The sequence below is a fragment of the Vreelandella stevensii S18214 genome, from assembly GCF_000275725.1.
GTDB lineage: Bacteria > Pseudomonadota > Gammaproteobacteria > Pseudomonadales > Halomonadaceae > Vreelandella > Vreelandella stevensii.
In genome coordinates this window covers 31,146-43,292 of sequence record NZ_AJTS01000020.1, presented here as the reverse complement: position 1 = coordinate 43,292, position 12,147 = coordinate 31,146, and the positions used below count along the sequence as shown (strand labels likewise).

General features: G+C 61.9%; 8 protein-coding genes. 1 reads left to right on the top strand and 7 read right to left on the bottom strand.

What is annotated here, in order from left to right; genetic code table 11:
* Window positions 1–7: 7 nt before the first annotated feature.
* The 6 genes from HSS18214_RS0103415 to HSS18214_RS0103390 all read right to left on the bottom strand — a co-directional run bounded on the left by HSS18214_RS0103415 (window position 8) and on the right by HSS18214_RS0103390 (window position 9,321).
* Window positions 8–1,201, bottom strand: a complete 1,194-nt coding sequence (locus HSS18214_RS0103415; RefSeq protein ID WP_016913903.1) for an acyl-CoA dehydrogenase family protein — start codon at window positions 1,199–1,201, stop codon at window positions 8–10.
* Window positions 1,198–2,706, bottom strand: a complete 1,509-nt coding sequence (locus HSS18214_RS17805; protein WP_016913902.1) for an enoyl-CoA hydratase/isomerase family protein — start codon at window positions 2,704–2,706, stop codon at window positions 1,198–1,200. The genes HSS18214_RS0103415 and HSS18214_RS17805 overlap by 4 nt, the downstream gene beginning before the upstream one ends.
* Before the next feature lie 294 nt (window positions 2,707–3,000).
* A complete protein-coding gene (locus tag HSS18214_RS0103405) occupies window positions 3,001–4,146 on the bottom strand; it encodes a TAXI family TRAP transporter solute-binding subunit (protein WP_016913901.1) in 1,146 nt (381 codons plus the stop codon).
* Window positions 4,147–4,167: 21 nt separating this feature from the next.
* Window positions 4,168–6,174, bottom strand: coding sequence for a TRAP transporter permease (locus tag HSS18214_RS0103400; protein WP_016913900.1), 2,007 nt, complete (start codon window positions 6,172–6,174; stop codon window positions 4,168–4,170).
* 49 nt (window positions 6,175–6,223) lie between these two features.
* A complete protein-coding gene (locus HSS18214_RS0103395; protein WP_016913899.1) occupies window positions 6,224–7,384 on the bottom strand; it encodes a TAXI family TRAP transporter solute-binding subunit in 1,161 nt (386 codons plus the stop codon).
* Window positions 7,385–7,617: 233 nt separating this feature from the next.
* Window positions 7,618–9,321, bottom strand: coding sequence for a SulP family inorganic anion transporter (locus HSS18214_RS0103390; RefSeq protein ID WP_016913898.1), 1,704 nt, complete (start codon window positions 9,319–9,321; stop codon window positions 7,618–7,620).
* Window positions 9,322–9,558: 237 nt separating this feature from the next.
* Here HSS18214_RS0103390 and HSS18214_RS0103385 point away from each other — a divergent pair, with 237 nt between their 5' ends.
* A complete protein-coding gene (locus HSS18214_RS0103385) occupies window positions 9,559–11,205 on the top strand; it encodes a methyl-accepting chemotaxis protein (RefSeq protein ID WP_016913897.1) in 1,647 nt (548 codons plus the stop codon).
* Here HSS18214_RS0103385 and rarD read toward each other — a convergent pair.
* The gene (gene rarD / locus HSS18214_RS0103380; protein ID WP_016913896.1) at window positions 11,179–12,084 is read right to left on the bottom strand and encodes an EamA family transporter RarD; all 906 of its coding nucleotides are present in this window, start codon (window positions 12,082–12,084) and stop codon (window positions 11,179–11,181) included. The two genes, HSS18214_RS0103385 and rarD, sit on opposite strands and share 27 nt — an antisense overlap.
* Window positions 12,085–12,147 lie beyond the last annotated feature (63 nt).

Here is a 12,147-nt window from a genome sequence, read left to right as displayed (position 1 = left end):
TGACCCCTTACATGCCTAGAATGGTTTTAGCGACGATGCTCTTTTGAATCTCGTTGGCCCCGCCATAAATCGACAGCTTGCGACGATTGAAGTACTGAGCGCTGGCGGCAGCGCTCTGGGCGGCGGTGTCTTCCAGCGTGTCATCACCGTGGAGAAACTCGGGAAAGAACGGCAGCGCGGCAGGCCCCAGCGCACGGCGGGTCAGTTCGCTGAGCTCCTGGCGCAGCTCCGAGCCGCGTACTTTCAGCAGGGAGCTTTCCGCCCCGGGAACGCCGCCCTCCCGGGAGGCGGCAATCACCCGCAGGTTGGTGACTTCCAGCGCCATCAGCTCCAGCTCCGCTTTGACCACCCGTTGGCGAAAGCTGGGTAGCGCCAGCAGCGGCTTGCCGCGATGCTGCATACGGGAGGCCAGCGACTTCAAATGGCGCAGCGCCTGCTTGGCGTGGCCCAGCCCGGCAATGCCGGTGCGCTCATGGGTGAGCAGGAACTTGGCACAGGTCCAGCCCTGGCCCTCGTCGCCCACACGGTTCTCCACCGGCACGCGCACGTTATCGAGGAATACCTCGTTGACTTCATGGGCACCGTCTAGGGTGATGATCGGGCGTACGGTAATGCCGGGGGTCTGCATATCGATCAATAAAAAGCTGATGCCTGCCTGCTTTTTGGCCTGGGGGTCGGTGCGTACCAGGCAGAACATCATGTTGGCGTGCTGACCCAGGGTGGTCCAGGTTTTCTGGCCGTTGACCACATAGTGGTCACCGTCACGCACCGCACGGGTCGCCAGACCGGCCAGGTCCGAGCCCGCGCCCGGCTCGGAGTAGCCCTGGCACCACCAATCCTGATTGTCGAGAATGCGCGGCAGGTAGTGTTGCTGCTGCGCGACGCTGCCGAACTTCATGATCACCGGTGCTACCATGTTGACACCAAAGGGGACGACCGTGGGAGCGTGGGCGGCGGCGCACTCTTCATCGAAGATATGCCGCTGCACCGGCCCCCAGCCTGGGCCACCGTGTTCGACTGGCCAGTTGGCGGCGAGCCACCCCCGTTCACTGAGAATGTTCTGCCAGCGCAGGTGGTCGTCGGCGCGCAAATGGCGCCCCAGGCGTACCCGCTCACGGATGTCCTCGGGCAGTGAGTCGCTGAGAAATTGGCGGACTTCCTCGCGGAACGCCTGCTCTTCGGGGCTAAACGTCAGGTTCATGAGTGTGCATTCCTGGCAGTGGTCGATGAGGTGTCGGAGGCGGGCTGGGCCAGCGTGGCCTGGCGGTGAGCCCCGCCTGAATGCCGGGGGTAGCCCATGGCTTCCACCGAAAGCAGATCGATATCGCTTTCCCGGTAGCAGGCTCCCTGCTGGGCCAGGGCCAGGCTGGCTTGCTCCAGCGCCGTTTGGGTGCCCTGGGCAGGCGCTTGTGCGGCGGCGTCATGCAGGGTACTCAGCACGCCAGGGGAGCGCGTCACCACCACATTGGCCCGCAATGCCTTGAGGGTTAACGCCGCCCGCTGCTGGTCCAGCGCGCTGGCGTGGTGATTGACCAGTTCATGGAAGGCGCCATGCTCAGCCAGCACCAGGCTCAAGGAGGCCGAGGGCAGGTCTGTGTCGATGTCTTTGTCAATGTCTTTGTCAATGTCTTTGTCAATGGCTGCGCTGATGGGGGCAGTAAGTGGCCGCAGCGCTAGCGTGACGGCCTGGCCGGGGCAGGTGCTAGTATCCGCGCCGGGCGCCAGCAGGCACAGTTCGGTGTTGGCGTCTGCTGTGGGTGTCAGCGTTATCCCCGCCCGCTGGGCGGCCTGCTGCAGCGTGTCGAACAGCGGGTGTTCACCGATCAGGGCTAGCTGGGTGAAGGGGGCCGCGTTCTCTACGCCGGGCACCAGGTGAGGGCTTCGGGCAGCAAAAAAGAGGTGGATCAGCCCTGCCCGTTGTGGGGAGTCCATACAGGCCAGAAACAGTGCTCGCTCCTGGCGCAGGCCCTCTTCCAGCGACGCTGCCTGGGTGCAGGCATCGATGGCTTCGACGATGCGAAACGGCGAAAACAGCTCCGGGACGCTGCTTTCAAGCTGCGCCCGCATGGTAGCCATGGCCTGAGAATCGGCGTCGGGTGCGGGGAGCTGCCCGGTAATGCGCGTTGTCTGCTCTCCCGCCAGCACTGCTCGTGCAGCGTTAAGCCCGGCTTCCAGCGGCGTTGCGGCGTCGCTGATGGCATCGAGGATTCCGATGGTATGGGCTTCCGTGGCCTCCACGAAGCGCCCGCTGGTGATGATGTCCAGCGCATTTGCCACACCCGTCAGCCGAGGTAGGCGTTGGGTGCCGCCTGCGCCGGGCAGCAGGCCGAGCTTCACTTCTGGCAAGCCAACACGAGTGCTTGCCAGCGCCACGCGATAGTGACAGCCCAGCGCGACTTCCATGCCTCCCCCCAGCGCCGTGCCGTGCAGCGATGCCACCAGCGGTTTGGGACATGCTTCCAGTTGGCTAATCACGTCTGGCAGAAGCGGCGCCTGGGGCGGTTTGCCAAATTCGCGGATATCTGCCCCGGCGATGAACGTGCGCCCCTCGGCCATGACCACCAGCGCCCGGGCCTGCTGGTCGGCGATGCCTGCTTGCAGCGCGTCGAGCAAACCGCGCCGCACGGCCTGGCTCAAGGCGTTGACCGGTGGGTTGGCGATACTGATGACGCCTACCTCGCCATGCCGCTGGTAGTGAACACTCATGATGGCTCCCGTGTTTCGCTATATGAAACTAAGCATTGTTATTTGGAATATACATCGATCATGGCGAAAGACGCCGCTGGAGTCAATAATTCAAAACGTTGTTTTGCATTGCGGAATTTATGGCTTTGAATAAAAGGCCGCACAGTGGCGGCCTGGGGTAAAAGATGAGGCGAAATATGAAGCGCGGCGTGAGGCAGGCTTGTTGAGGTAGGCCCGGCGATGAGGTGCACATGGGACACCCGCCACGTCAGCGTAAAGTGGCCCACCGCAGCTCGCCGTCTTTTCAGACAGAGCCTAGAACACTGGATTCAACCCAGCCTCTTCCAGCGCGGTACGACGCACCTGCATCCAGCCGTCGATGAACGCCGTTTCGTCTTCGGGGGCATCGGCTTGATACGCTTCCCAGGTCTCCATCAGCAGCTGTTGCCGCGCTACCAGGGCGTTCTGATGGGCCTCCATGGCATCGTTCCACACGCCGGTCTGTTGGTAGTAGGTCACCACGGCGTCGTGAAAGGGCACCACCCAGGTCATGTTCTGGTTTTCCAGCGCATAGCCGCTGGCGCCGGGGGCGTTGTCCTTGTAGTCGTCAAAGGACTCCACCAGCGTGGTGATCAGCCCGGTGACGGTTTCCGGTGCCAGGTCGGCGTTACTCACCATGATCGGGTAGGGGTAGCTGGCGCTGGCCAGCGGCTGCTCGGCATCGATGCCCGCGCCAGAGGTCACGTCGTGGGGCTGAAAGTAGGGGGCTGCCTCCAGCATGCGTGCCCAGCCTGCGTCATCGTCTGCGGGTAGCGCTGGCCACTGCAAGCCGCGTGGGCTGGCCGCCAAGCGCTGGGCCGCCGGAGTGACCGTGGTGGTAATCGCCGCATCGGCACGGCCGCTGATGATGCCGTCGAAGGCGGCGTTGTAACCGGGGAAATCGACACGCTGCACATCATCCCAGGTCAGCCCGGCAAACGCCAGATAGGCTTCGGCGGCCTTGTTCAGGGCATCGTCGCCACGCAGGTAGGCTAGCCGTTTGCCCTTGAGGTCGGCGATGGAGTCGATCTCCACGTCGCCAGCTACCGCCATGCCCAGACCGAAGCTGGCCATGGCGGTGGAAATGACCCGTATGGGCTGTGGACCCCAGTCCGGTCCGGCAAACATCATGACGCCTTCCGAGCCGTAGTAGCTGGCAATGCCGCAGGCGCACAGATCCACGCGGCCGGTTTTGAGCGGCGTCATGCGCATGGTGTCGTTTTCACCGGGAATGACCCGGGACTGAGTGCCATGCTCCTCCTGAAGCAGCTGACTGATCGCCATGATCTGGGCGTGACCGCTGGTGCCCGTGCCATACGCCGTCCAGTTCAAGGTGCTGGGCATGGCGCTGGCGCTGCCCGCTGCCAGCAGGCCAGCGGTGACGCTACTGAGGGCGAGGGTAAGCGTTGTTCTTGTGTTCATGATATCTCCTCGTGGTGGGTATCAAGCGTTGGCCGTTAGCGAACGCTGGTGGTGGCGCTGGCTAAGCCGCGCAAGGGCAACCCCTGGCAATAGTGCTGCCGCGGCCAGGCCAATCAACTCCCACTGGCTCAGCGGAACCATGCCGCCCCCGGGCATCGCCAGTAGCAGGCCCGCTATCAGCACCAGACCACGAATGACCGCCTCTTGCAGCATGCCGTATCCCAGCCGCCCGACGCCCATCAGATAGCCCTGCATGGCCGATGCGAACAGGACGATGCCGATGATGGCCTGAATGAACACGGCGACGATCATCAGAGGCTCGCCCTGCATGATCAGCGCCGGATTGAGGACGAACAGGAAGGGAATGAAGTAGATCACGCTGCCCAGACGCATGGCCTGCAGGCCGGTCTCCATGGGGCGGGCGCCCGCCACGGTGGCGGCGGCAAAAGCCCCCAGCGCCACGGGGGGCGTGATGAAGCTCAACATGCCCCAGTAGAGAATGAACATGTGCACTGCCATGGGGTCCAGGCCGCCGCCTTGAATCAGCGCCGGGGCCAGCGCCACGGCCAGGAAGATGTAGGCTGCGGTCACGGTCATGCCAATGCCCAGCACGAAGCTGGTGACCGCCCCCATGATCAGCAGCAGCGGTACGCTACCCCCTGCGATATTGATGAAGTCGTTGGCAATGGTGCCTGAAAGGCCGGTCATGGAGAGCGCGCCCACCAGCATGCCGACCCCTGCCAGAATGGCGATGAGTTCGGCAAACAGCTTGGCGGCCGAAGAGAGCGTGTCGGCAACATCCTTCCATCCCCAGCGGTTCTGGCGGGAAAGCTGGTTGAGTACCAGCAGCAGGGCGGTTGCGTAGAACGGTGCCACCGCTTCGCGCTGCATGACCAGCAGCATCCACACCAGCAGGCCAAAGACGAAGATGAAGTACCAGCCCTCCTTGAGGGTTTGCCAGACCGACGGCAGCTCTACCGCAGGCAACCCCTTGATATTGTGGCGGGCAGCGTAAGCGTCGATCTGGATGAAAAGCCCCAGAAAGTAGAGAATCGAGGGTATGACGGCGGCCAGCGCAATGGTGGAGTAGGGCACGTCCAGAAACATGGCCATGACGAAGGCGGTGGCGCCCATGACCGGCGGCATCAGCACGCCCCCGGTGGAGGCACAGGCTTCGACACCGCCAGCGAACGAACGGCCCATGCCGATGCGGCGCATGGCGGGGATCGACAGCACCCCGGTGGTCAGCACGTTACTGATCACGCTGCCGCTCATGGAGCCCATCAGCCCGCTGGAGAAAATCGATACCTTGGCAGGGCCGCCGCGCACATGGCCCAGCAGTGCAAAGGCCAGATTGATGAAAAACTTGCCGCCGCCGCTTTTTTGCAGCACGACGCCAAACACCAGAAAACCGATGACCAGCCCGGCAAAGGCCTGCAGTGGCACCCCCATGATGCTCTCGGTGCTCATGGTATGGTACATGGCCGTTTCAGACAGGCTGGAAGGAAACGCTTGAATCGGGCCCGGTACGATATCCGCCACCAAGGGGTAAAGAGAGAATAGCCCGGCAATGATGGCAATCGGCAGGCCGCCCGCCCGGCGGGCAGCTTCGATGATGAGAATCCAGTAAGCGTAGCTGGCGTAAATGGCAGTATCCGGGGCTGAAAACGCCCAGCCGCGCTCGAGAATGGACACCGCGTTATAGACGAAGTAGCCGCCAATCACCAAAGTGACGGCGCTGAGCAGGTAGTCGTACCAGGGGATGGGTTGGTCCTGCTGACGGCTTAGCATGGGCCATAGCAGAAAAACCAGCGGCAGCAGCAGTGCCACCACTGCGTAATAGAACTGGGTCTCGAGCCCGGTCACGAAGGTGAGCCAGCCCCAGTTGAACAGGTAATCCAGCGTCATCATCATCAGCAGCACGGTGACGGTGGCGGGAACCCAGCGAAGCGCGGGTGGCAGCTCGCGGATTTGGCTGATCTTTTCTTTGACCTGCGGGGCATTAACAGGCGCGGTATCGGTGGTCATAGGGCGTTCCATCAATCAGCTGGGGCGGCGAGCGCCGCCCCGAGGCGAGTTACTCGAAAATCGGCTCGAATCCGGCGTCGGTCAATGCCGAGGCGCGGGCCGTCATCCACTCGGTAGTGAACGCGTCCGAGTCGCTGGGTGCGTCTGCCATGAACGCCTCCCAGGCTTGCAGCAGGACATTTTGCCGCTCGACCAGCTGATCCTGGTGAGCCTGCATGTCATCGGTCCATACATCGATTTCCTTGTAGTACTCCACCACCGCATCGTGGAACGGCACCACCCACTGTAGATCCTGGTACTCCAGCGCGTAGCCCACCGCTCCCGGCGCATTGTCCTTGTAATCGTCGTAATGGTCATTCATGGCTCGAATCAAACCATAGGCGACCTTGTCATCCAGGTCCTGATTGGCCACGACGATGGGATAAGGGTAGCTGGCGCTGGGGACCGGGTTGTCGGCGCTGATGCCGCCCGCGCCTGCGGTGACTTCATGGGGCTGAAAGTAGGGGGCAACCGCCGCCATGCGCTCCCAGCCTGCTTCATCGTTTGGGTCGAGTACCGGCCAGCTGATGCCTCTGGGGCTGCTGGCCAGCTGCTGCGCAGGGGGCGTCACGGTCGTCGTGAAGGAGGCATCCACATCCCCGGCGATGATGCCGTCGAAGGAGCGCCCGTAGCCCGGATAATCGACGCGCTCGACATCGTCCCAGGTGAGCCCACCGAAGGCCAGATACGCCTCGGTGCCTTTATTCAAGGCATCGTCACCACGAATGTAGGCAATGCGCTTGCCGGCCAGGTCCGCTGGGGTTTCAACGCCCAGGTCGCCGGCCACGGCCAATGACAGGCCGAACGACGCGGTAGACGTGGTAATGACGCGCAGCGGCTGCGGGCCCCAGTCGCGGTCGGCGAACATCATGACCCCTTCGGCGCCGTAGTAGCTGGCGATGCCGCAGGCGCACAGGTCGACACGCCCTTGTTTCAGGGGCGTCATGCGGGAAACGTCGTTGTCGCCGGGCAGAATACGCACCGAAGAGCCGTAATGGTTCTGCAGCATGTTGCCGATGGCAACGGCCTGGGCGTAGCCGCTGGAGTTGGTGCCGTAGGCCGTCCAGGCCATGGTGCGCGGCAGCTCTACTTCACTGGCGTGGCTGACGGCAGCGCCCAGTAGAGAAAGCGGCAGGGTGGCGATGAGCAGGCGGTGAGCAAATGGATGCATTTTCATGCTCCTTTATTGTGGTTGTGATGGTTGCTATCGGGTTGTTACGCTTTGCTACAATGTGTTTTGCTATGCGGTATTTGATTCTGCTAAGTGGTCAGGTGATAGTAGGTAAGCCAGCAGAGGCTGTCAACGCCGTTTGATGAAGTGCTTAAAAAAGCCGATTGCTAAACGCAAAAAGCCGAGCAATGGCTCGGCTTTTCAATTAATTTTCAATGGCTTGAAAGATTGGGCTATTGGGAGAATTCACGCCAGGCAGCATAGGTGCTCAAAAATACCCGGCCAGACAGCTCTTCGAGAAAGTCGCTCTTTTTCAGTTGGTCCATCACCGGCCCCTTGACCTCGGCAAGGTGCAGCTTCACATCGGAATCCTTCAGCCGTGCGTTGATGGCATCCAGACTTTCCAGGGCAGAGGCGTCGATCAAATTGACGGCCGAACAGATCAGTACCACGTGTTCCAGCTCGGGTCGGCTGGCCACCAGGTTGTAGACGGTATCTTCGAGGTAGCGGGCGTTGGCGAAATAGAGGCTCTCATCGATGCGCAGCAGCGCTGCATTTGGAGCGGTTTCGACATCATGGCGCTCGATATTGCGAAAATGCTCGGTGTCGGGCACCCGACCTACCAGCGCGCTGTGGGGGCGGCTGGTGCGATAGAGAAAAAGCGCGATGGAGAGCGTGACGCCGCCAATGATACCGGCCTCGATGCCTTCGACCAGGGTCAGCAGAATCGTGACCGCCATGGCGGCAAAGTCACTGCGGGAGTAGCGCCAGGTCTGGCGCAGCATGGGAATGTCCACCAGCGTCAGGATGGAGACCGTGATGGTGGCCGCCAAGGTGGCGATGGGCAGGTAATAGAGCCAGCCGGTGAACGCCAGCGTCACCAGCCCAATGCCCAGGGCGGCAAAGGCCCCTGCGGCCGGGGTCTGTGCCCCGGCATCGTAGTTGATCACGGTGCGCGAGAGCCCGCCGGTGACCGGCATGCCGCTGGTAAAGCCTGCCGCCAGATTGGCGGCACCCAGGCCGATCAACTCCTGATTGGGCGAAATACGCTGGCGGCGTTTGGCAGCCAGCATCTGGCCCATGGAGACCGACTCCACAAACCCCACCAGACTGATCAGCAGGGCAGGAATCAACAGCGCCCGCCAGAGCGAGGCATCCCCCCAGGGCAGGCTGAACGCGGGCAAGCCGCTGGGAATCGTACCCACCACCGCCACACCCTGATAGGCCAGCTGCCAGTGCCAGGTGACCAGCGTCGTGATCAGCACGGCAAATACCGGACCTGCCTTGGTCAGCAGGTCAGCCAGGGATGCAGGCACGCCTAGCCAGATCAACGAGCGTTTGCCGTAGCGGCGCAGCGCCGCCAGAAACAGCAGCGTCCCCACGCCAATGGTTGCTGTGTAGGGATTGATGTCAGGCAGGTTAGGCAGCAGCGTCATGAGCCGTTCGACGAGCGTAAAGCCGCTGCTGGCAATTCCCAATAGGCCGCCCAGCTGGCTGACCGCAATCAGAATGCCGGAAGCCGTCAGGAAGCCAGAGATGACCGGGTGGCTCAGGAAGTTGCTGAAAAACCCCATTTTCAGGCTGCCCATGACCAGCAGAATCATGCCCGAGAGCAGCGACAGCACCAGTGCGGCTTGCAGGTATTCGGCGCTACCGGGAGCGGCCACCGACGAGAGTGCCGCCCCCGTCATCAGCGCGATGATGGCCACAGGGCCTACCGCCAGGGTTCGGCTAGTGCCCAGCAGGGTGTAGAGCAGTTGGGGCAGTAGACTGGCGTAAAGCCCTACCACGGCAGGCAGCCCGGCCAGCAGAGCGTATGCCAGCGACTGGGGAATCACCATGACCGTCACGATCAGGCCCGCCATGAGGTCGGCCCCCAGCAGGCGTCGATGATAGTGGGGTAGCCAGGCAAGAATGGGCAAATAGCGCTTCAACATGAGCTCTCGCAGCGTTGGCCATATCAGGAAAAACGGGACCTGCAAAACGGAACATAGTTTAGCCTGTTTAGTTATAAAAATGTCATGTTCACTCGCCCAAGGGCCAAATATTACCTTTTGCTATCCCCCCAAAGTGCTACTTATTTCACCTGTGGAACTGGTTAAGCTGACTGAGTGGTAAACGCGGTCTGTATTGCGCCATGACTCGACGATCTCAACAATAAAAGAGTACTCATTATGCGACTGCTTCGCTGGCTGTTACCGCTGCTATTGATCAGTGCTGCCGTCGGGATGACCTGGCGAGGAGGTTTCTGGGCGTATGCTGGGCTCGCCAGCGCCCTTGTCGCGGGGGGCGCGCTGGTGGCCGCCGCCCTGTACGACGTGTACCGTGCCGACCATGAGCGTTTGGTATCGGTGCCCCGCAGTATCAGGCCGGTTCAGGACTATGGTGCGCTACGCGGCATGGCGTATCGCCTGATGCATCGTGCCAGCAGTACCGCGATTGCCTCGGCAGAGGTGTCCCACTACGCCGATCTGATGGCCCAACGTCTCGCCAAACAAGAGAGCATGGCCAGTGAAGCCTCTTCCAGCATGAGCGCCATCAATACAGCCATCATGCAGGTCAGCGCCAGCGCGACACAGGTGGCGACCCTGGCCGAAAGTGCCCAGCGGGCGAGTCATGACAATCATGATGCGCTGGCCGATATCATTCAGGACATGAGCGATGTGGCCGAGCGCTCCGGCCAGGCGTTGGATATGCTCACCGAGCTGAATGACAAGATCGAACGGGTGCGCAGCGTGACCTCGATGATCGAGGGGGTGGCCGAACAGACCCACTTGTTGTCGCTGAATGCGTCTATCGAGGCTGCCAGGGCCGGTGAGCATGGCCGAGGCTTTGCGGTGGTGGCGGGGGAGGTGCGCGACCTGGCGCTGAAAACGTCTACGGCCACCCAGAGTATCGATGGGCTGGTCAAGGATATGCACCAAAGCGGTCAGAGTGTCGTCAGTACCATGGGCGGGCTGATGACCCGGGTGCGTGAACGGGCTGAGGAGATGCAGCAGGTAGGGAGCAGCCTGGCCACCATTACCCAGGAGTTCGACCAGGTGCAGCAGGAAATCACCAGCGTGGCGGGTGCCATGGACAGTACGCGGGCCCACAGCCAGACCGTGGCGGACAGCCTCGACCAGCTGGAACACGATGTAGATGAAGGCAATCGCCACATGCATGCCCTTGCCCAGCAAGCCCATGCCCTGATGGACGCGGCCGAGAGCGTGGACGCAGAGTTGGCCCAGCAGCGGCTGGAAGGGCGCCATCAGCAGGTATTCAAGGTGGCTCGACAAACCGCCGATCAGATTGGCAAGCTGTTCGAAAAGGCCTTGAGCCGAGGCGAGCTATCGGAGGCCGCGCTGTTCCATCCGGATTATGCGGTGATCCCTGGGACCCAGCCGCCGCTTTATCATACCGGCTTCGATGCCTTCACCGACCAGCAACTGCCCGCCCTGCAGGAGCCGCTGTTGGCAGGTCACGGCCTGAGCTACGCGATTGCCTGCGACCGCAATGGCTATGTGCCCACCCATAACGCGGCGGTGAGCCGTGAACCCACCGGCGACCCGCAACACGACCTGAAATATTGCCGCAGCAAGCGCATTTTCGATGACCCTACCGGTCGCCGCTGTGGTGCCCATGAGCAGCCGCTGCTACTGCAAACCTACAAGCGCGACACGGGCGAGATCATGCACGACCTGTCGGTTCCCATTCATGTGCACGGCAAGCACTGGGGTGGCTTCCGTGTGGGCTATCAGCCTGAGCAAGCCGCACAGCTTCAAGCCGTTGAGCAGGCACCTGCCACGCTGCCCTCAAGCGGCCGCCTGGCGCGGGCGTGATTGCCAGGACGACCATGAATAGAGCGCCAGCCCCGTCCAGATCATCAGGAAGGTGGCTAGCTGAATCAGGCCCAGCGGCTCTCCAAACACGGTCAGTGCAATCAAAAACTGAATGCTGGGGTTGATGTACATCAAGAACCCCAGGGTGGCCAGCCGCAAGCGGCGTGCGGCCCCGGCAAACGCCATCAGCGGCAGGGCCGTAAGAATACCGCTGACCACCAGTAACGCCGACATGGGCACGTCATGCAGAAAATGCGACGTGCCTTGCCAGCTCATCCAGCTCAGCGCCATCAGTGCCAGCGGGAAGAGCAGCAGTGTTTCCACGAACAGGCCGGACAGCCCATCCAGCGGCACCTGCTTGCGAAAGAGTCCATAACTGCCGAAACTCAGCGCCAGCAGCAGGCTGATCCACGGCAACTCCCCCAGCATGACGAATTGCACGGCAATCGCCAGGCTGGCGAGACCAAGCGCCACCAGCTGTAGCCGGGCCATGACTTCTCTGAGCACCAGCATGCCCAACGCGACGTTGACCAGCGGGGTGAGAAAGTAGCCCAGGCTGGCCTGCAGCACCTGCTTGCTCTCCACGGCATAGATGTAGATGCCCCAGTTGAACGCGATCAGCAGTGCGCAGGCGAGCACCCTACCCAGGCGCCTGGGCTCGACCAGCGCGGCCACCACCGGAGGCCAGCGGCGCAGGACGCTGATCAGCCCGACCAGGAACAGGCATGACCACAAAATGCGGTGGATCAGAATTTCAAACGCGGGTATTCCATCGAACAGCGCAAAGAACAGCGGAAAACAACCCCACATGGTATAGGCGGTCAAACCGAACATGACGCCCTTGACCGCTTCAGGGTCTCTGGGTGCAGAGGGAAGCATAGCAGCCTCATTAACTAAAAATGCTAATCTAGCACACAATCGACCAAGACATTGATGCAAAGG